We start from the raw sequence: 20285 nt of genomic DNA on the forward strand, positions 1-20285 counted from the left end.
CGGGAAGGGATAAACGCTGAAGGCATCTAAGCGTGAAGCCCCCCTCAAGATGAGATATCCCATGTGAAAGCAGTAAGACCCCTTAAAGACGATAAGGTAGATAGGGCAGAGGTGGAAGTGCAGTAATGTATGGAGCTGACTGCTACTAATCGGTCGAGGGCTTGACCAAAGACGTCATAGGAAGAGGAAGAACAGGAAAAGAAGTAAGACCAAGATGTAAGAGATATTTCAGTATATAGTTTTGAAGGTGTAATGGCCCGATGGCTCAGTTGGTTAGAGCGCCGCCCTGTCACGGCGGAGGTCGTGGGTTCGAGTCCCATTCGGGTCGCTTATAAGGGATCTTAGCTCAGCTGGGAGAGCATCTGCCTTACAAGCAGAGGGTCATAGGTTCGAGCCCTATAGGTCCCATTCCTGCCGATGTGGCTCAATTGGCAGAGCAGCTGATTTGTAATCAGCAGGTTATCGGTTCGAGTCCGATCATCGGCTCTAATTTAATAAGGGGGAATTCCCGAGTGGCCAAAGGGGGCAGACTGTAAATCTGTTAGCTGTGCTTTCAGTGGTTCGAATCCACTTTCCCCCACTCACGACAGAGAATTCTGTTGTAGTAAATTTCATATATCGCGAGGTGGAGCAGTCTGGAAGCTCGTCGGGCTCATAACCCGAAGGTCACAGGTTCAAATCCTGTCCTCGCCACTCAGGCAGCACGAAGCATAGGTGTAAGATGATTCGTGCTCCTACGTTTATTAGCCCAGATAGCTCAGTTGGTAGAGCAGAGGACTGAAAATCCTCGTGTCACTGGTTCGATTCCGGTTCTGGGCATTTTTTAATGTCTTAAAAAATGTTATTTTCCCAAAGATTATGCTGCAGTTCTTCCAAAGGAGATGTGCAGTATTTTTATTGAGATAATTTTCGTAATTATTTGAATTTCACAGAAAGTTCACAGAAAATTAGCACTCACCTATTGACAGTGCTAACAATAAGAGTTATAGTATATTTGTAAACAAAAAAAGTTAAAAAAGGTATCAACTCATAAAAAAGTGGAAAAATAAGTTGATAAACATGTTAGGAGGAATGAATTATGATGATGATGCCGAGTATTTTTGGAAACAGTTTGTTTGATGAGTGGATGGACTTTCCGTTTGACAGTGGATTTTCCAAAGGTTCAAAGAGAGAGACCAGCTTGATGAAGACAGATGTAAAGGAGATGAACGGTGCTTACGAGCTGGAGATGGAGCTTCCGGGCTATGCAAAGGAGGATGTGACAGCTCAGCTTAAGGACGGGTATTTGACCATTCAGGCTTCCAGGAATGCGACAAATGATGAAAAGGATGAGAAAGGGAATTACATTCGGCGAGAACGCTATATAGGCCAGTGTTCCAGAAGCTTCTATGTAGGAGAGACAGTAAAGCAAGAAGACATTCGTGCTAAGTTTGAGAATGGTATTTTGAAGCTCACTGTACCTAAGATAGAGGAACAAAAGCCGGTAGAGGAAAATAAATTTATTGCTATCGAAGGATAAATTGAAATATAGGAAAGGCGCTTAAAATCATATACTGGAATAAAAGCTAATTGAAAAGCGAATGTCCAAAAAAGTAGGATTGCTGTAGAAGGGGGGAGCCCCTTTTGCAGCAATCGTTTTTTATATTATATATTAAAGTGCGGATTGTAATAGAGACTGCCCTGCATCCAATCCGATAGCTGAGTGATTGGATTGGATGTGAAAAGTAATAGAAATTGTTTCATTATTTCATATAATTTATTCTTTTATTCAAACAGACACAAAATATTTTCAGACAGGCCATTTTGAAAAAAAGTGTTCGAAAAAATACATTTCTACAATTTGCACAAACTTTTTGGCACACTCAAAAAAATCAATCTAAGAGTAGAAAATTAGAAAAAAGTTATCCACATTTGAAATTAGAAAAAAGACTGGAAAAGCAGGTTATCAACAAAGTTATCCACATTATCCACATTTTCCCCATCCGATTTGTGAGTTTACATAGTAAATTTGAGAATATACGTTCTGTACAAATCAGATAAAATATTTTTAGTGATAAAAAATCACGAAATTGTTCTTGACATTGTCAATGTCGAAATATAAGGAGAATTATCTGAAAATGAGCTCAACGAGCAGCAATCAATTTATAAATGGGGTTACCTTGTGCGGAAAACTTTTCCTCATATTCTGTCATAATATTTCCCAGATTCATTTTCGGATCCTGATGCAGATTACGAGTGCAGGCAAGGAGTTTCCAGCCGGCTTCCTTAATACTCTCTAAAGAAAAATCAAAAAGGGACTCGTTATCTGTCTTAAATTCAAGCTGTCCTGAAGGTGACAGAATTGTATCATAACGCTTTAGATACTCCACAGAAGTCAGCCGCCGTCTGGCGTGGCGATCTTTAGGCCAGGGATCAGAAAAATTCAAATAAATGCGCATAACGTCTCCAGGGGCAAAGAACTGTTCCAGATTAGCAGCATCCACACACATGAAATAAAGATTGGGTAAAGGCGCAGCTTCCATTTTCTTAATGGCTTTGATAAGAACACTGGTGTAGCGCTCAATGCCAATGTAATTGATCTGGGGATTAGTCTTTGCCAGCTCCATCAAAAAACGTCCCTTTCCCATACCGATTTCTACATGGAGAGGATGGTCATTGTTAAAAATTTTGTGCCAATCATTGGGCGCCTCCAAATCCTCATGTATTACATAGGGGCTTGTTGCAACAGCCTCATCAGCTCCTTTAATTTTACGAAGTCTCACGATTTTCTCCTTTTCTGTGCAAAGTATTCTTGAAAATTCAACTGCAAAGAGGGATAAATTCCCAAAGATATGTCTATAATAATATGGGAAAAAGGAAATATTACTCTTTCCGGCCCAAGAATTATAATTATTTTATAAGAAAATAAAAAAAAGATCAAGAAATATAAAAAAAGTACTTGCATTTTATAAAACAATGCATTATAATAATTCTTGCGTCGAAAAAGTGACGAAAAGAAAAGATAGAGAAGCGCGATTAGCTCAGCTGGCAGAGCACCTGACTCTTAATCAGGGTGTCCAGGGTTCGAACCCCTGATCGCGCACGCAGGGCACTGGTTTTACGGATTTACCGTGGGGTCGGTGCTTTTTTAATGCTATTTATGATAATTGATAAATAAGAGAATATTACATGATACGGTTTTAATGACGAAGATATTTCAGCATTTTGCGTAAATTTTAGGTTTTTTAGGCAAATAATACGAATTATAGAATGATTTGTAACTTTTTGGGGACTTTTTTCAAAAATTGCTTGTAATAACTGGAAAAATATACTAAAATGTGTTTATAGATGAGGAAGGGTAATCGTAAAGGTGGTTCCTCGACTCAAGGTTGAAGATACTTCTATTTCACCATAATGTGCATGAATAATTTTCTGTGTAATTGCAAGCCCGAGACCGGTGCCGTATGGCTTTTGGGATGAGAAGGGTGTGAAAAGCGTTTCGATGGTTTCCTGATTCATTCCGCAACCGTCATCTGAGATTCGAATAATGATCTGATCAAGATATTTCCTGACAGACATAGAGACGCAGCCATCTTCTCCCGTGGATTCAAAGGCATTTTTGAGAAGATTCAGAAATGCCTGCTTTAATTTCACTGGATTTCCAAAGACAGAGGGCAGCTGTGCCGGCATATGTACGGAGAAATGTTTTTTGCTCATAAGAACATAGGGCTTCAAACCCTCTTCTAAAGAATGTATAACTTCCTTTAAATCCACCTCACACATAAAAAAGCGCCGTTTGTCACTGTAAGCAGCCAGATCATCTAACAATTGATTGACATAGGCCATGTCCTCTAAAGTCTGTGACCAGAATTGAAAATCCTTCACTTCCGGATGCATGGATTCTATAAGCTGAAGTGAACTGTTGATCAGTGTTAGCGGGTTGCGAATTTCGTGTGTTATTTTTGAAACGGTAAAAATTGTATCTTCCATGATTTGTCTCCCAATGCTTTCAGAGCATGTGTCTGTGCATTTATTTGAAGCGCACATTCCGGCTGAAATTTGTTTTCAATGGTATTGCTTCTGGAAATAAGTGTAACACGCACAGACGGGGTTGACAATATAGAACCCGTCGGCAAAATTCGACAATGACAGGGGTAATACCTGGCAGAATTAAAAGAAAGAGGGCGAGTTATGAAAAAGGAAAGTTGCATTTTTTGCAAGATTGCAAATGGTGAGATCCCTTCTTCCACGATTTATGAGGATGAGGATTTCCGTGTGTTTCTGGATTTGAATCCGGCCACACGGGGGCATGCATTGCTTGTACCAAAGGAACATTTTGACAATCTCTTTGAGTTGGATGACGAGCTGTGCAAAAAAGCTATGGTTCTGGCAAAAAAGCTGGCAGGTCAGATGAAAGAAGCTTTGGGCTGCGATGGCTTTAATTTGGTACAGAATAATGGTGAGACAGCCGGACAGACGGTATTTCATTTTCATCTGCATCTGATTCCGCGATACGAGGGTGACACAGCAGGAATTACTTGGAATCAGGGGAAAGCATCTCCAGAAGAACTGGAAGAATTGACAGCATTACTGAAGAAAAAGTAAAGGAGGCTATTTGTTAGAGAGTAAAATGATTAGTACAAATGAAAAATTTAAGGAAATTTACGAAAAGTATAAGAATCTGATACTGAAAATAGCCTACGATATTACAAAAGACTATCATTTATCTCAGGATATCTGCCAGAAGACTTTTGAAAAGCTGTATGGCTATCAGAATCATGTAGATGAAGAACGTGTAAAATCCTGGCTGGTAGTAGTTGCTTCCAATGAAGCCCGTGATTACTGCCGAAAGGGCGGAAACTATAGCCTTCTATTTAGCGGCACGGCAGAGCTTGAGTGTATCTTGGAGTGCGAAAATTGTATTGATCTGCACATAGACCAGGAAGCCAGAAGAGAGCTGTTGGGCAGAATGATGGAAGGTCTGCGGCAAAAGAATTGCAATTGGTATGAGGTTTTTCTTCTTGCAGAGTATTTGGAGATTCCAAGGAAGGTAATTGCAAAGCAACGCGGCGTATCTTTAAGTACTGTAGATGTATATTTGCGGAAGGCAAAGAAGTGGCTGTTTGCCCATTATCAGAATGATTATGAGACATTATAAAATGAAAAATCGGAAGACTTGCGTCTGTCCATAGCCCCAAGGGGATTGTGACAAACGCAAGAGGCTTCTGTATTTTTATCAAGCATGTGAGACAGCGGCTTCGATTAAGTTGATGATGGTTTCGATGGAATCTGTCTGGTTACTGTTGCTCATGGCGGAGACGAAGGAAAAGCGATTTTTATAGAGAGAATGAATCCCTTGAAGCAGAGCTTCATTGGTGATTTTTTCTTCCTCCAAAACCATGCTAAAGCCTTGCTTTTCAAAAGATCTGGCATTTAAGATCTGATCTCCCCGGCTGGCAGCAGCGGAAAGAGGAATGAGCAGGCTGGGTTTTTTTAGGGCCAGAAGTTCGCAGATGGCATTGGCACCTGCACGGGAGATGACAATATCGGCAAGGGCGAAGAGATCCTTTAATTCGCTTTGGATATATTCATATTGTACATATCCGCCCAGATGTCCAAGGGAAGTATCCAGCTTTCCGGCGCCACAGAGGTGAACCACCTGGAATTCTTTCAAAAGCGTTGGAAGGATCTTGCGGACAGCTTCATTTACAGCTACGGCGCCCATGCTTCCGCCCATAACCAGAATAACAGGTTTGTTAGCGGAAAGGCCTGTAAAGCGCAGAGCATTCAGTCGGTTCCCGTCAAGAAGCTCCTGACGGATAGGTGATCCTGTGAGTACTGCCTTTTCTGAAGGAAGATACTGCAAGGTTTCAGGAAAATTGCAACAGACCTTTCGAGCAGAGGGAATGCACAGCTTATTGGCCAGACCGGGTGTCATATCAGACTCATGAATGATTGTGGGTACGTGGTAGCGCCTGGCGGCCAGAACCACCGGGACGGACACAAAGCCGCCTTTGGAAAACAGAACGTCTGGTGAAAGCTTTTTTATGATCCGACAGGCTTCTTCGTAACCTTTAATTACTTTAAAGGGATCGGTAAAGTTCTTTGGATCAAAGTAACGACGAAGCTTTCCGGAAGAGATTCCGTAGTAAGGAATCTGCAGCTCTTCGATAAGCTTCCGTTCGATCCCATTGTAGGAACCCATGTAAGAGATCTCATAGCCCAGTTCGCGAAGTCTTGGCAGAAGTGCAAGATTGGGAGTTACATGTCCGGCAGTTCCGCCGCCGGTCAAAAGAATACGTTTCATTATCAAACCTCCATAGAGATAAACAATCTATGGTTATTATGATAGGTTCCCATTCGTCTGTCAATTCATATTCTGCGAAAATAAAGGAAATATCATGGAGAAAGAGGATTTAAAAGAAAGATTAACACAAGAGATTGAAACGGAAGCGCTTATTTTGGAAAGGAGGGTGAACACAAAAAAAGAACTTGCATCCCTGGAAATGCCGGAGGATTCCTATGAACAGTTGATGAAGCGGATTCGGGAGAAAGAAGAAGCAAAGGCTAGAAAGCGTCAGCTTTCAAGAAAAGCCCTGGCGACTGCTGCTATGGTTATGGTGCTCGTCACAATAGTTGGAGTAGGTGTGAATGGGGCCCGATTGTATGTGCTAAATGTGGAAAATCGCAAGAAAAATGGAAAGCTTGATATAGTGGCAAGTACAGATGATATATTTTATGTTGAACTAACAGAAAAAGAGGCTTATGAGAAGATAGAAGAAGAGATTGGCATTCTAGCTTTAAGGTTAAGCGATAAACCGCAAGGGATGGAATTGGGAGATGTTTTTATTGATACAGAGATGGGTGAAGCTTTAATGGAGTTTTACTATAATAATCACATTTTAACTATATATGAAAATAAGCAGAATAAGGATGCATCTTTTATTACAAACTTAGATGGGCAAGTAATTGATACAATAGAAAGTTTTTATTTAGGAAAAGAATTAGAGATTCTGAAAGTTAATGAAACAAATGGGAAGATAGTTTACCAAACGCAAATGGAATATGCAAATGCTTTTTATTACTTGTCAAGTGATATAGAGTTGGATGAGTTTGAAAATATTCTATGTGGAATTATTTTCAATAATGAATAAATGAAAAATCTGTTTTGCAGAAAAATAGAGGATATTAAAAAGAGAGGTCGAGGATTAAATTGAGAAAACAAAGAAAAATGGTTTCAGCTTTTTTGTGTGTTATGTTAGTAGTAGGGTTATGGATACCTGATGGATTAACTGCAAATGCCGAAGAAATGGTAGTACCAGGATATCATGAATACACAGAAACAGAAGAAGAATGTATTGATCATTGGTATGGAATTGCAAGGGGAGTCTATTTGAAAGAAAGCATTTGTGGAATTAAAGATGCAGGAACAGGAAAGGTAAGTATTTCAGGAACAACAACAGCTCATGCAATATGTGATACAGTAAAAGTAGGAATTTATTTGGATGAAAGCTCAAATGGGGGTAAAACATTTAGTCAAATTGGCAGTTATTATTTTTCGAGAGAAAATGTATCTTCTTGCCATGGAAGCAAGACCAGTATTTCGGTGAAAAGCGGATGGCATTATATGGCTAGAGGTGGACATAGTGTGTCAAAAGATTCTAAAACAGAATCGACAACAACAAATACAGGAGTTCTAACAGCTTCATAGTATTAAATTTGTGGTGACGAAAAAATAAAGAAGTTTAACCAGAAAAAACGGTAAGGCCTTCCAGCCTTACCGTTTCCCATCTTCCTCCAAAGCCAACCTTAAAGCCTTCGCCAACTGATCCGGGCAGGATGTAGGTTTTGCTCCACAGCGAATCCCCTCCACTTTTTCAATGGCTTCCTCCGCCTTCATACCCTTAACCAAAACAGCCACCCCCTGGGTATTTCCAGAGCATCCGCCGACGAATTCTACATTTTCAATCGTATGATCCGGAGCCAATTCCACATGAATAGCCATAGAGCAGGTTCCCTTAGTTCGATATGTCATAAAGCTTAATCCTCCTTTCGTTATCCTCAGACATAGCAATTATAACAGTCCCGAAAAAGTACGTCAATAACCGGAGAATACTGTAAAAAGGTTGCAATTCCACATCAATATTGCTAAAATAAACAAAGGCAAGCCAATGCAGCAATATATGCACACGATGCCGACTAGAAGCAAAGGCTCCAAAAGAAAAAAGAAAGCGAGAACGTATATGGGAAGAATCGGAATTATCGGAGCGATGGAAGAAGAGGTAGCTCTATTAAAGGAAAAGATGGACATAGAAGTCATTGTCAAAAAGGCTTCCATGGAATTCTATCAGGGTACTCTGAATAATCATGAGATTGTAGTAGTGCGCAGCGGAATCGGAAAAGTCAATGCCGGACTGTGCGCACAGATTTTAATAGATGTATTCAATGTAAGCCAGCTGATCAATACCGGAATTGCGGGTTCACTGAAGGCAGAGATCAACATTGGAGATATCGTTGTATCCTCCGATGCCCTTCAGCATGACGTGGATGCCCGGAACTTTGGCTATTCCAGAGGTGAGATCCCCCGAATGGATACCATAAGCTTCCCGGCAGATCCGGAGCTGATATCCATTTCCAAAGAAGCATGCCGGAAAGTCAATCCAGATATAAATGTATTTGTTGGCCGAATCGTAACAGGCGATCAATTTATCGCAGAACGCACCGTCAAAAATGAGATAGCCTCCTGGACGGAAGGCTACTGCACGGAAATGGAGGGAGCAGCTATCGCTCAGGCCGCTTATCTGAACCGGGTGCCCTTTGTAATAGTAAGAGCCATTTCCGACAAAGCAGATGACAGCGCCGCCATGGACTATCCAACCTTTGAGCAGCAGGCCATTCAGCATTCCGTAAAACTTATTGAGGAATTTGTATCTCAGATTCCGGAGGATACCTTTTAAAAGCAGAAGAAAGAAAAAGACGAATGAGAGCGCCAGGTGAAGACTTTTGTCGAAGCCTGGCGCTAAACCATTCTTTCCACGGTTCCGATCCCCATGTATAATGTAAGAAAAAGTCAGGACAGGCAGGGGGAAATCCGGATGTTTGAAATAGGTTTAACAATAGGCTGGGCAGCACTTATGATATTGCTTTTATGTATTCGGGCAGATATCCGGGAGCTTTCAGCACTTATGAAGGAAAATCGGAGAGAGCTTTTAAGGAATAGTTTTGGAGGAAGGGCAAATGAGAGCTATCCCAATTTTCAGGAGGAAGCTCATCGAGAGGTAAAAAGAGATAAAAAAGAAGAACCAAAACAGGCACGATCTTTAAATCAATCAGAGGAACAGCTTTTAAAAGAAGTATTGACAGAATTTTTAGGCTAATACAGGAAGATATTTCGGAAAATAAGGAGTTCACCAGTGGATTAATTTGGATAAATATGTTACAATACCAATAACAGAAAGCTGAAAAGCGCAGGAGATTAAGGAGGATACGATTTATGATAAGCTGGAAAAATCTAGATACCCTAGATGCATATCAGGAGCTTGCAAAGGTAACGAGTGTAAACCTCGTGGAAGCCATGACCGGAGAGAACGGCGCAGAGCGTGTGAAAAAGTACAGCGTTTCTATGGCAGGAGGTCTTACCTATAATTATGCGGCAAAGCAGATAGACGATGAGGTGCTGGCAGTCCTTGCAAAGCTGGCTGATGAGGCACAGCTTACGGAGAAGTTTGAGGCTCTGTATAATGGAGAAGTAATCAATACCGGCGAGAAGCGCCGTGTGCTGCACCATTTGACCCGTGGACAGTTAGGAGAGGCTGTGGTGGTTGAGGGTGTGGATAAGCGTACATTTTACGCAGAGCAGCAGAGAAAGTATACAGAACTGGCGAACAAAGTCCATGCAGGAGAGATTGTAAATGCAACAGGTGAGAAGTTTACCACTGTGGTACAGATTGGCATCGGCGGAAGTGATCTGGGGCCCAGAGCTATGTACTTGGCGCTGGAAAACTGGGCAAAGAAAAACAACACTCTGAAAATGGAAGCAAAATTCATCAGCAACGTAGATCCGGATGATGCGGCGGCTGTTTTGGATTCTATTGATGTGGCACATTCTATTTTCGTACTTGTATCCAAATCCGGTACAACCTTGGAGACCCTGACCAATGAATCCTTTGTGAAGGATGCGCTTGCGAAGGCAGGTCTTGATGCGTCCAAGCACATGGTTGCCGTGACCAGCGAGACTTCACCTCTTGCCAAGAGCGATGATTATCTGGCAGCTTTCTTTATGGACGATTACATTGGCGGCCGTTATTCCTCCACTTCTGCAGTGGGCGGTGTAATCTTATCTTTGGCATTCGGACCGGAGGTATTTGAAGAGTTCCTGGCTGGCGCAGCGGCAGAGGATGTTCTTTCCAAAAATAAAAATATGCTGGAGAATCCGGCGATGCTGGATGCGCTGATCGGTGTATACGAGCGCAATGTTCTGGGTTATCCGAGTACGGCTGTGCTGCCATATTCACAGGCTCTGGGCCGCTTCCCGGCTCATTTGCAGCAGTTGGATATGGAATCTAACGGAAAGTCTGTCAATCGCTTTGGCGAGACGGTAGATTATCCCACAGGACCGGTTATTTTCGGCGAACCGGGAACCAATGGACAGCATTCCTTCTATCAGCTGCTTCATCAGGGAACGAATATTGTACCGCTGCAGTTTGTAGGCTTTAAAAACAATCAGATGGGTGTAGATGTGGTGATTCAGGACAGCACAAGCCAGCAGAAGCTCTGTGCGAACGTAGCAGCTCAGATCGTAGCTTTCGCCTGCGGAAAAGAAGATGAGAATCCAAACAAACGCTTCGAGGGCGGCCGTCCGTCCAGTATTATCATTGGAGACCAGTTGACTCCGGCATCCTTGGGAGCCCTTTTGTCACACTTTGAGAACAAAGTGATGTTCCAGGGATTCGTATGGAATGTGAACAGCTTCGACCAGGAAGGTGTACAGTTGGGCAAGGTACTGGCAAAGCGTGTGCTTGCCCATGAGACTGACGGAGCATTAAAGATGTACAGCGAACTGTTGGATATTTAAAGAAATACTTTTAAAGAGATTATAAAATGAATTTGAAGATTGTATTTGAGGATGCACACCTGCTGGTTTTATATAAGCCGGCAGGTGTTCCTGTCCAGAGTGCCCGAGTGGGAGCGAAAGACTGTGAAAGTATGCTGAAAAATTATTTATATGAGAAATCCCTTAATGAACAAAAGCTCTGTGCAGATCAAACTCCCTATTTAGGGATCGTTCATCGCCTGGATCAGCCGGTGGAGGGACTTCTGGTGTTTGCCAAAACCAGCACTGCGGCAGCAGAGCTGAATCGTCAGCTTCAGGATGGACGAATGAAAAAGAGTTACCTGGCAGTTTTGGAAAGTGTGGATAATTCTGTTAAAAAATATCGGAAAAACCGAAAAGATGGTGGAAAACTTAATGAAAATGTGGAAAAATCGGTGGATAACTGGTCGAAAATAGTAGATTTTTTGAAAAAAAATGGAAAAGAAAACTGTTCCGCAATTGTACAGGAGGGAACGCCGGGAGCTAAAAAAGCAGTTCTCCGCTATCGGATTTTGCAGGCAATTGAAGGCCGGAAACTGGCAGAAATACAGCTTTTGACAGGACGCCACCATCAAATCCGAGTGCAGATGGCGGGGATGGGGACACCTCTTATGGGAGATCGGAAATATGGACGTTTTCAGGAAAATGTGGATTCTGTGGATAAGTCCTATCCGGCATTGTGTGCCTATCGGCTGGAATTCGTACACCCTAAGATAAAAGAGCCTGTGGTATTTCAAATAAAGCCGGAAAATCCGTTTTTTGCTCCATTTTGCATATGATAAAAACAGTATTTGGATGAATGTAACAGGGTAAAATTTATCTTTTCACTTATACTATTTCCATGGAAACAAAAGCGCAAGCGGAGGGAACTTAATGGAAATGGAAACGGCCATGAAGTGGATAAGGGAAAAGAAAACCCTTTGGAAAAAGATCGGAATCATAGTTGGCGTGTATCTGGGAATGAAGTACCTGGTGCCCCTTGTGATTCCGTTTTTGCTTGCAGGCTTTATAGTCTGCTGGAGCTGGCCGCTTCTTCGATGGATGAAAAGGCATTTGCACATCAAACCGCCCTATGTGATGGCTGTGCTGCTTCTTTTGACGGCTATTCTTATTATAACTGGCTTTTATGCAGCAGTGAAAGAGCTGGGAAGTCTGGCGGTACGTGTGGGGGCGGATATGGAAACGTGGGGACAGATGGAAGAATTTCTGTATGACTGCTGCGACAGTGTCAGTGAATTTTTCCATGTAGAGGCATCCGGCGTGCGGATTTTTGTGACAGATCAGTTAAATGTATTTCGGGATCAGGCCCGGCAGAATATCTTGCCGGGGGCTTTCGATGGTTCCTGGCAATTCTTAAAGGGAGCAGGCTCCTGGGTGACGGCGCTGCTGGTAACAGGGATTTCTGTGCTTCTTTTGTCAGCAGACTTTGATACAATTAAAGAGATGGGAAAAAAATATCCCCTTTATGAAAAGGTTGCAGCATCTATTCGAGGAATGCTTCATGCTGTGGGAGGCTATTTGAAGGCCCAATGCATCATTATGGGGATTGTTATGCTGTTAAGTATTCTTGGCGTGTGGATTTCGGGGGCATCAAAGGCGCCTGTCTTTGTGGGAATCGGGATTGGATTTCTGGATGCTTTGCCGGTATTCGGAACAGGGGCTGTCTTTGTTCCGTGGATTTTGGTGCTTTTGCTCCAAAAAAAGTATGCGTCTCTTATCGTTTTGGCTGTAACCTATGGAATCTGTATGCTGACAAGAGAGCTTCTTGAACCGAAGCTGATTGGAAATCGCCTGGGAGTCCTGCCAATCGTAGTTCTTATGAGTGTTTATGTTGGAGTCAAGCTCTACGGCTTTGGAGGGATCATTCTTGGCCCCCTGTCGGTTCTGCTGGTAAGAGAACTGTGGGGGCAGATAAACCTGGATTAACGGCGTGTTTTCCTTGACAAAGGCCATATGCCGGTAATAAAATGATAAGAGTTTAAAGCCGGGCAGCAAAAGGCCCAGTCAGAATCAGAAACTAGAAAGCATTTTGGCGTTGAGAGGAGAACAGTGATGGCAAAGGATAAGAAGCTGGTGGAAGCAATTACATCCATGGAAACGGATTTTGCCCAGTGGTACACGGATGTTGTAAAGAAAGCGGAGCTGATTGATTATACAAGTGTAAAGGGCTGCATGGTAATTAAGCCGGCAGGCTATGCGATCTGGGAAAATATCCAGAAGGAGCTGGATGCCAGATTTAAAGCAACGGGTGTGGAAAATGTATATCTTCCCATGTTTATCCCGGAAAGCCTCCTTCAAAAAGAAAAGGATCACGTAGAGGGCTTTGCTCCGGAGGTTGCCTGGGTAACCCACGGCGGCTTGGAGCCATTGCAGGAGCGGATGTGTGTAAGGCCTACTTCTGAGACCTTGTTCTGTGACTTCTATGCAAAGGAGGTTCAGTCCTACCGGGATCTGCCCAAGGTATACAATCAGTGGTGTTCCGTTGTGCGCTGGGAGAAGACCACCCGTCCCTTCCTGCGTTCCAGAGAGTTCTTGTGGCAGGAGGGGCATACAGCCCATGCCACGGCAGAGGAAGCAGAGGAGCGTACCATTCAAATGCTGAATGTGTATGCGGATTTCTGCGAGGAAGTACTGGCCATTCCGGTTATCAAGGGCCAGAAGACTGATAAGGAGAAATTCGCAGGTGCAGAGGCAACCTACACCATTGAGTCCTTAATGCATGACGGCAAGGCTCTGCAGTCCGGCACCAGCCATAACTTTGGAGATGGATTTGCAAAGGCATTTGAGATTCAGTATACAGACAGAGATAACCAGCTCCAGTACGTACATCAGACCTCCTGGGGCATGACCACCCGAATGATTGGCGCCATTATTATGGTACACGGAGATGACAGCGGACTGGTGCTTCCGCCTCGGATTGCGCCTGTACAGGTGATGGTGATTCCCATTGCCCAGCATAAAGAGGGCGTTCTGGATAAGGCATTTGCTATTCGGGATGAGCTTATTGAGGCAGGCTTTAAAGTAAAGGTAGATAACTCTGATAAGAGTCCCGGCTGGAAGTTCTCTGAGCAGGAGATGAAAGGAATCCCTGTGAGAATCGAGATTGGCCCCAAGGATATGGAGGCAAATCAAGCCGTGATTGTGCGGCGTGACAACCGTGAGAAGACCATTGTATCTCTGGGTGAGCTGTCCCGAAAGCTGGCAGAGGTTTTGGATACCATGCAAAAGGAGATGCTGGAGCGTGCAAGAGCCCACCGGGATGCCCATACCTATGATGTGGCGACCTATGAGGAATTTGTAAAGACTCTGGAGGAAAAGCCAGGCTTTGTAAGAGCTATGTGGTGCGGGGAACAGGCATGCGAGGACAAGATCAAAGAAGATACCACAGCGACCTCCCGGTGCATGCCTTTCCGGCAGGAAAAGCTTTCCGATACCTGCATCTGCTGCGGAAAGCCTGCAAAATCCATGGTATATTGGGGCAAGGCATATTAATGTGAACATTTATGAAATGAGTAAAAGCAGACCAAAAGAAATAAACTGTGACATGAGGATAGAGATACCAGCAAAAGCGAATCAAATCATCGGCCGTCTCATAGGAGCAGGGTATGAAGCCTATGCAGTGGGGGGCTGTGTGCGTGATGCCATTCTGGGCCGTCCGGCGGCAGATTGGGACATTACCACCAATGCCAGGCCAGAGCAAGTTAAGGCTTTGTTTTCAAGAACCATTGATACTGGAATACGGCATGGAACCGTAACTGTGCTTCTGGGGAAGGAAGGCTTTGAAGTAACCACTTACCGCATAGACGGAGAATATCGGGATGGCAGGCACCCCCTGGAGGTTATCTTTACACCAAGTCTTTTAGAGGATTTAAAAAGAAGAGACTTTACCATCAATGCCATGGCATATAATGATACAGAAGGCCTAATAGACGCATTTGATGGGATAGGGGATCTGAAAAGGAGACGGATTCGCTGCGTGGGAGAGCCTCAGGAACGATTTACGGAAGACAGCCTGCGAATCTTAAGGGCGGTACGATTTTCTGCTCAATTAGGCTTTGACATAGAAGAAAATACAAGAAAGGCTGTGGCTCAATTTGCCCCCAGTCTTACACGAATCAGCGCAGAACGGATTCAGACGGAGCTGGTGAAGCTTTTAACTTCCAGGCATCCGGAGACTTTTCGAACTCTTTATGACACAGGCATTACAAAAGTGATACTGCCGGAATTCGATGCCTGCATGGAGACGCCGCAGAATCATCCGCATCACTGCTGCTGTGTAGGAGAGCATCTTCTATTAGCCCTGCAGGAAGTGGAGGCGGATAAGGTGCTGCGGCTGACAGCTCTCCTTCATGATATTGGAAAACCCCTGACCCATACCAGAGACGAACCGGGAGTGGATCACTTTCCTGGTCATGGAGATGCCGGCGCAGAGCTAGCGGATAATATTCTGCACCGCATGAAGTTTGATAACGATACGATTTACAGGGTAAAGCATCTGGTGCGTGTTCATGATTATCTGCAGATCCCGCCAACTCCAAGAGGTGTACGCCGGGCAGTGTTCCGGATTGGAAAAGAATATTTTCCGGATTATTTAAAGCTCCGCCGGGCAGATATTTTGGCCCAGAACCCGTCCATGCATCGGGAAAAGCTGGAGGCATTGGAAGTATTGGAAAACTTATATCAGCAAATCCTTGAGGAACAAAACTGTCTCTCCTTAAAAGAACTGGCAGTAACAGGAAGCGATCTGATAGAGGCAGGTCTGGAGCCGGGGCCAAAGCTTGGAGCGGTTTTAAAAGAGCTTTTGGAACTGGTAATTGAACATCCGGAATATAATACAAAACAATATTTGTTATCTCATCTTCCTATGTGATAAAGGCTCCCATGGATGCTTGCGCCAACAGGCAGAATCAAGAGCAAAAGAACAAAATACTAAGTGCATAATTCCCCTCGTTTCTTCATAGATTTGAAAGGAACGGGGGGATTTTTGTGAACGAAAAGGCACTGCAAATTTTAGAGCAGTATGACATCAAATTACTTCGGAGTTTTGGCGGCCGGGGTGCAATTATGCTGGAGACAGAACAGGGGCTGAAATTATTGAAAGAATTTGCAGGCTCCAAAACAAAACTTCCCTATGAACAGATGGTGCTTGCAAAACTGGAGCAGGAGGGAGTCTGCCAGGTTGATCGGGCTGTCGCAAATCTGGAGGGAGAATTGATTTCCCAAGGGGAATATGACACCACCTGGCTCATTAAAAACTGGCCTTCTGGTAAAGAGTGTGATACCCACAGTGAGGCAGACCTGTTAAAGAGCATGGAGGTGCTTGCACGGATTCACCAGACAGCTCGGGGAATATGGGGTGCAGAGTCCGGGCCAACATGCCGGCTTTTGGGAAATGACCGAAGGACTGAGCTGGAAAAGCATAACAGAGAACTAAAGAGAGTTCAAAACTTTATCCGAAGCAAGCGCAGAAAAGGAAGCTTCGAACTGCTTTTTCTAAAGTATGCCCGGCAGATTATGGAAGATGGCGGCTATGTTCTTGGACAGATGGCATCTTCCGACTATGAACAGCTCTGGCAAAAGGCAAAAGAAGAAGAGCACATCTGTCATGGGGAATACATACACCATAATATCTTCATCAACCGCCAATCCGCAGCCGTTGTAAACTTTCAGCGCTGTGAGATAAACGTGCAGATCAATGATCTTTGCCTTTTCCTGCGCAAAATTATGGAAAAGCAAAACTGGAACGAAAGCCTGGCTCTGCGAATGCTGCACGCCTACGAGACAGCCCGGCCCTTATCAGAAACAGAACGCTTCTATCTGGCTGCCTGTCTGTACTACCCCGAAAAGGTCTGGAAACTGGCCCACCACTACTACAATGCCAACAAAGCCTGGATTCCGGAAAAGAGCACAGAAAAACTGGAAGTCTTCCTGGAACAAGAAGCTCAAAGAAAAAAAATGATAAAACACACCCTGCAATTCGGCCCCTGACTGGATAAAAGCATCCCTTAAAATACTGCTTTTAGTAATACATTGACTTTTATATCCAAATTTATTAAAATCATATGTAAATGAAGGCAAGCCTTCATAATATAGGAATGGGGTGTAAAACTATGTATTTAGAAGATTACAAACGTTGGTCAGAAGCAGACTTGGAAGATTCGGCATTAAAGGAAGAACTGGAAACCATCAAAGGAAATGACGAGGAGATCAAAGATCGCTTTGCAGTAGCCTTAAAATTCGGCACAGCCGGACTCCGGGGCGTATTAGGAGCGGGTTCTAACCGCATGAACATTTATGTAGTCCGCCAGGCAACTCAGGGTCTGGCCAACTGGGTAAAAACACAGGGCGGGAATCAACTGGTAGCTATTAGCTATGACAGCCGCATTAACAGCGATGTATTTGCAAAAACCGCTGCCTGTGTACTGGCTGCAAATGGAATCAAGGTACGTATCTATGACGCACTGATGCCAGTACCGGCCTTAAGCTTTGCTACCCGTTTTTATGAGGCAAATGCAGGTATTATGGTTACTGCTTCTCACAATCCTGCAAAATACAACGGCTACAAGGCCTATGGCCCGGATGGCTGCCAGATGACAGACGAGGCGGCTGATATTGTTTATGCGGAGATTCAGAAAACAGATATCTTAACCGGAGCAAAAATGATGAGCTTTGAAGAAGGCATAGAAGCAGGTATGATTGCCTATGTTGGAGATGACTGCAAGGAAGCCCTTTACGATGCAATTAAGGCCCGGAGCGTACGGCCGGGAATCTGTGAGACGGCAGGTTTAAAGCTGGTCTACTCTCCTCTTAACGGTTCCGGTCTCGTTCCTGTTATGCGGATTTTAAAGGATATAGGCATTACCGATATTACCATTGTTCCGGAACAGCAGTATCCGGACGGCAACTTCCCCACTTGTCCTTATCCCAATCCGGAGATTTTTGAAGCGCTCCGCCTGGGGCTTGAGCTGGCAGAAAAGTCTGGCGCAGATCTGATGCTGGCCACAGACCCGGATGCAGACCGCGTCGGCATTGCTATGAAGTGTCCGGACGGAAGCTATGAGCTGGTATCCGGCAACGAAGTGGGTGTGCTCTTATTGGATTATATCTGTGCGGGCCGCATAGAAAAGGGCACCATGCCAGAGAAAGCAGTTGCGGTAAAATCTATTGTTTCCACACCTCTTGCAGATGCAGTAGCAGAAAACTATGGTGTAGAGCTTCGAAGCGTCCTGACCGGCTTCAAATGGATCGGAGATCAGATTGCACAGCTTGAGGCAGCAGGAGAAGTAGACCGCTTTATCTTTGGATTTGAGGAAAGCTACGGCTATTTGGCAGGTCCCTATGTACGTGACAAGGATGCTATTATCGGTTCTATGTTGATCTGCGAGATGGCAGCATACTACAGAAGCATCGGTTCTTCCTTAAAGCAGAGAATGGAAGAAATCTATGACAAATATGGCCGCTATTTAAATAAAGTAGACAGCTTCGAGTTCCCAGGCTTATCCGGTATGGATAAGATGTCCGGCATCATGGATGACCTGCGCAAGAATCCGCCCAAAGAGATCGGCGGATATTCGGTAGTAAAAGTAACAGACTTTAAGAAACCGGAAGAAACCGGCCTGCCTGCAGCCAATGTACTGATCTATAAGCTGGAAGGCGGCGCAGAGGTTATTGTTCGGCCGTCCGGAACAGAACCGAAGATCAAAACCTACTTTACAACCTTGGGAAAAGATCTGGCAGAGGCACAGGCGCAGAAGGACACACTGGCAGCAGCCTTAAAGCCCATTTTTTCATAAGAGGATGAAAAGCGGACATGGAGAAAAGATACACCTACCAGGAGCTTCTTAATATCGTAGCAGAGCTTCGGAGCGAGCATGGCTGCCCATGGGACAGAAAGCAGACCCATGAGAGCATGATTAAATGTCTCAGGGAAGAGAGCGAAGAGGTCATAGAGGCAATCGAGAATCAGGATGACGAGAACCTCTGTGAAGAGCTTGGCGATGTGATGCTGCAGGTTTTGATGCACAGTCAGATTGCAGCAGAGGAAGGACGCTTTACCATAGAGGATGTGGTAGATATGCTTGCACAGAAGCTGGTGCGCCGTCACCCCCATGTGTTCGGGAGCCAAAAAGCATTGACTGCGGAGGAAGGACTGGCGAGCTGGAATGCAATAAAAGCGCAGGAGAAAGCTTTGAAGGAAGAGAAAAAACGGGAAAATCCTTGACAAACAGATAAGAAACGAGTATAAATAGGAAAGAAGATATGGAACACACACACAGACATATCCTTCAAAACAACAAGACTTTATTTTTTAGGAGGAAACACCGATGAACAGAATGGAATTAGTAGCTGCAATTGCAGAGCAGACAGAATTATCTAAGAAAGACGCAGAGAAGGCTTTGAAGGCATTTACAGATGTTATTACAGAGGAGCTGAAAAAGGGCGGAAAGATCCAGTTAGTTGGATTCGGTACCTTTGAAGTATCCGAGAGAGCAGCAAGAGAGGGAAGAAATCCTCAGACTGGCAAGACCATGACCATTGCGGCTTCCAAGGCTCCCAGATTCAAAGCGGGAAAAGCATTAAAGGATGCTCTGAACTAATCGATGCGTTTAGATAAATATTTAAAGATTTCCCGTCTCATAAAGCGGCGGACTGTGGCAAATGAAGCCTGCGATGCGGGACGAGTTCTGGTCAACGGTAAGACTGCCAAAGCATCTGTGAATGTGAAGGCAGGAGATGTCATAGAGATACAGTTTGGTACAAAGTCTGTAAAGGTAGAAGTTCTGGATGTTCAGGAGACCGTAAAAAAAGACGAAGCAAAAGAATTGTACAAATATCTTTAAATCAAGAATAAAATAGACTGCCTCCTAATATATTTAACAACAGGTTGAATATATTAGGAGGTCTTTTATTTGGAAGAGAAGCAGTATGCGAAATCTCACAGAATTTTGCTGAACAATAGACGGACAGGTACTATCAGTGGAGTGACAGATGTAATTTCGTTTGACATTGCGGAAATTTTATTGGAGACGGAGCAGGGAATGCTGACCATTAAGGGGGCAGATCTGCATGTGAACCGCCTGACACTGGAAAAGGGCGAAGTGGATATTGAAGGCCGCATTGACAGCATGGCCTACTCGGAAGTGGCGGATTTTCAGAAGGCGGGGGCATCGCTGCTGGGCCGCCTGTTTAAATAGCGCCTATGAGTGAAGGGATT

General features: G+C 44.1%; 22 protein-coding genes, 7 tRNA genes and 1 rRNA gene. 26 read left to right on the forward strand and 4 right to left on the reverse strand.

The features are described from left to right. From VSQ61_RS07570 to VSQ61_RS07605, 8 genes are all read left to right on the forward strand, one after another. A 23S ribosomal RNA gene (locus VSQ61_RS07570) occupies positions 1–169 on the forward strand; the annotation flags it as partial. A gap of 85 nt (positions 170–254) precedes the next feature. Continuing rightward, positions 255–328 (forward strand) — tRNA-Asp (locus tag VSQ61_RS07575). Between the two features lie 7 nt (positions 329–335). Continuing rightward, positions 336–408: transfer RNA gene (locus VSQ61_RS07580), tRNA-Val, on the forward strand. Between the two features lie 5 nt (positions 409–413). Further along, positions 414–486, forward strand: a tRNA-Thr gene (locus VSQ61_RS07585). A 12-nt stretch (positions 487–498) separates the two neighbouring features. Next, positions 499–580 (forward strand) — tRNA-Tyr (locus tag VSQ61_RS07590). A 39-nt stretch (positions 581–619) separates the two neighbouring features. After that, positions 620–693, forward strand: a tRNA-Met gene (locus VSQ61_RS07595). 53 nt (positions 694–746) lie between these two features. Continuing rightward, positions 747–819 (forward strand) — tRNA-Phe (locus VSQ61_RS07600). Between the two features lie 262 nt (positions 820–1081). Next, entirely contained in the window at positions 1082–1519 is a 438-nt protein-coding gene (locus VSQ61_RS07605; RefSeq protein WP_334344002.1) for an Hsp20/alpha crystallin family protein, read from the forward strand. 604 nt (positions 1520–2123) lie between these two features. On the opposite strand, the gene trmB is transcribed toward VSQ61_RS07605, so the two are convergent. Beyond that, on the reverse strand, positions 2124–2762 hold the full coding sequence (gene trmB, locus VSQ61_RS07610; protein ID WP_334343841.1) for a tRNA (guanosine(46)-N7)-methyltransferase TrmB: 639 nt from the start codon (positions 2760–2762) through the stop codon (positions 2124–2126). Between the two features lie 247 nt (positions 2763–3009). Between trmB and VSQ61_RS07615 the strand changes: the two genes are divergently transcribed. Beyond that, a tRNA-Lys gene (locus tag VSQ61_RS07615) sits at positions 3010–3082 on the forward strand. 239 nt (positions 3083–3321) lie between these two features. On the opposite strand, the gene VSQ61_RS07620 is transcribed toward VSQ61_RS07615, so the two are convergent. Next, on the reverse strand, positions 3322–3969 hold the full coding sequence (locus tag VSQ61_RS07620; RefSeq protein ID WP_334343842.1) for a two-component system sensor histidine kinase NtrB: 648 nt from the start codon (positions 3967–3969) through the stop codon (positions 3322–3324). Between the two features lie 201 nt (positions 3970–4170). On the opposite strand from VSQ61_RS07620, the gene VSQ61_RS07625 reads away from it, so the two are divergent. Next, positions 4171–4584: an HIT family protein gene (locus VSQ61_RS07625; RefSeq protein WP_334343843.1), complete on the forward strand. Its 414-nt coding sequence runs from the start codon at positions 4171–4173 to the stop codon at positions 4582–4584. A 10-nt stretch (positions 4585–4594) separates the two neighbouring features. Next, on the forward strand, positions 4595–5137 hold the full coding sequence (locus tag VSQ61_RS07630; protein WP_334343844.1) for a sigma-70 family RNA polymerase sigma factor: 543 nt from the start codon (positions 4595–4597) through the stop codon (positions 5135–5137). Positions 5138–5215: 78 nt separating this feature from the next. Here the strand turns inward: VSQ61_RS07630 and murG are convergent, their stop codons facing one another. Beyond that, entirely contained in the window at positions 5216–6286 is a 1071-nt protein-coding gene (gene murG / locus VSQ61_RS07635; RefSeq protein ID WP_334343845.1) for an undecaprenyldiphospho-muramoylpentapeptide beta-N-acetylglucosaminyltransferase, read from the reverse strand. A gap of 94 nt (positions 6287–6380) precedes the next feature. On the opposite strand from murG, the gene VSQ61_RS07640 reads away from it, so the two are divergent. Together VSQ61_RS07640 and VSQ61_RS07645 are read left to right on the forward strand one after the other, a co-directional pair. Next, entirely contained in the window at positions 6381–7133 is a 753-nt protein-coding gene (locus tag VSQ61_RS07640) for a DUF4367 domain-containing protein (protein ID WP_334343846.1), read from the forward strand. A 59-nt stretch (positions 7134–7192) separates the two neighbouring features. Beyond that, positions 7193–7690 (forward strand): DUF6147 family protein, encoded by a 498-nt coding sequence (locus VSQ61_RS07645; RefSeq protein WP_334343847.1) that lies wholly within the window; start codon positions 7193–7195, stop codon positions 7688–7690. Between the two features lie 66 nt (positions 7691–7756). On the opposite strand, the gene VSQ61_RS07650 is transcribed toward VSQ61_RS07645, so the two are convergent. Continuing rightward, on the reverse strand, positions 7757–8014 hold the full coding sequence (locus VSQ61_RS07650; protein ID WP_334343848.1) for a TIGR03905 family TSCPD domain-containing protein: 258 nt from the start codon (positions 8012–8014) through the stop codon (positions 7757–7759). Positions 8015–8222: 208 nt separating this feature from the next. On the opposite strand from VSQ61_RS07650, the gene VSQ61_RS07655 reads away from it, so the two are divergent. The 13 genes from VSQ61_RS07655 to yabP all read left to right on the forward strand — a co-directional run bounded on the left by VSQ61_RS07655 (position 8223) and on the right by yabP (position 20265). Continuing rightward, a complete protein-coding gene (locus VSQ61_RS07655; RefSeq protein ID WP_334343849.1) occupies positions 8223–8936 on the forward strand; it encodes a 5'-methylthioadenosine/adenosylhomocysteine nucleosidase in 714 nt (237 codons plus the stop codon). A 138-nt stretch (positions 8937–9074) separates the two neighbouring features. Then, complete coding sequence (locus VSQ61_RS07660; protein ID WP_334343850.1) at positions 9075–9356, forward strand: hypothetical protein; 282 nt, start codon at positions 9075–9077, stop codon at positions 9354–9356. A 116-nt stretch (positions 9357–9472) separates the two neighbouring features. Further along, positions 9473–11053: a glucose-6-phosphate isomerase gene (locus VSQ61_RS07665; RefSeq protein WP_334343851.1), complete on the forward strand. Its 1581-nt coding sequence runs from the start codon at positions 9473–9475 to the stop codon at positions 11051–11053. 26 nt (positions 11054–11079) lie between these two features. After that, complete coding sequence (locus tag VSQ61_RS07670; RefSeq protein ID WP_334343852.1) at positions 11080–11850, forward strand: RluA family pseudouridine synthase; 771 nt, start codon at positions 11080–11082, stop codon at positions 11848–11850. A gap of 94 nt (positions 11851–11944) precedes the next feature. Next, positions 11945–12997: an AI-2E family transporter gene (locus VSQ61_RS07675; RefSeq protein WP_334343853.1), complete on the forward strand. Its 1053-nt coding sequence runs from the start codon at positions 11945–11947 to the stop codon at positions 12995–12997. Between the two features lie 126 nt (positions 12998–13123). After that, on the forward strand, positions 13124–14563 hold the full coding sequence (gene proS, locus VSQ61_RS07680) for a proline--tRNA ligase (protein WP_334343854.1): 1440 nt from the start codon (positions 13124–13126) through the stop codon (positions 14561–14563). Between the two features lies 1 nt (position 14564). Continuing rightward, positions 14565–15941, forward strand: a complete 1377-nt coding sequence (locus tag VSQ61_RS07685) for a CCA tRNA nucleotidyltransferase (protein ID WP_502877023.1) — start codon at positions 14565–14567, stop codon at positions 15939–15941. Between the two features lie 116 nt (positions 15942–16057). Continuing rightward, positions 16058–17059, forward strand: a complete 1002-nt coding sequence (locus VSQ61_RS07690; RefSeq protein ID WP_334343855.1) for a CotS family spore coat protein — start codon at positions 16058–16060, stop codon at positions 17057–17059. A gap of 122 nt (positions 17060–17181) precedes the next feature. Beyond that, positions 17182–18864 (forward strand): phospho-sugar mutase, encoded by a 1683-nt coding sequence (locus VSQ61_RS07695; RefSeq protein ID WP_334343856.1) that lies wholly within the window; start codon positions 17182–17184, stop codon positions 18862–18864. Positions 18865–18881: 17 nt separating this feature from the next. Next, positions 18882–19292: a MazG family protein gene (locus tag VSQ61_RS07700; protein ID WP_334343857.1), complete on the forward strand. Its 411-nt coding sequence runs from the start codon at positions 18882–18884 to the stop codon at positions 19290–19292. A gap of 103 nt (positions 19293–19395) precedes the next feature. Further along, complete coding sequence (gene hbs / locus VSQ61_RS07705; protein ID WP_334343858.1) at positions 19396–19668, forward strand: non-specific DNA-binding protein Hbs; 273 nt, start codon at positions 19396–19398, stop codon at positions 19666–19668. Between the two features lie 3 nt (positions 19669–19671). Continuing rightward, complete coding sequence (locus VSQ61_RS07710; RefSeq protein ID WP_172544061.1) at positions 19672–19911, forward strand: RNA-binding S4 domain-containing protein; 240 nt, start codon at positions 19672–19674, stop codon at positions 19909–19911. Between the two features lie 69 nt (positions 19912–19980). Continuing rightward, positions 19981–20265 carry a sporulation protein YabP gene (yabP, locus tag VSQ61_RS07715; protein WP_334343859.1) on the forward strand — a complete coding sequence of 95 codons (285 nt, stop codon included), beginning with the start codon at positions 19981–19983 and terminating at the stop codon, positions 20263–20265. The last annotated feature ends 20 nt before the right edge of the window (positions 20266–20285 follow it).

Origin of the sequence: Candidatus Merdisoma sp. JLR.KK006 (assembly GCF_036941035.1) — a bacterium.
Taxonomy (GTDB): Bacteria; Bacillota; Clostridia; order Lachnospirales; family Lachnospiraceae; genus Laedolimicola.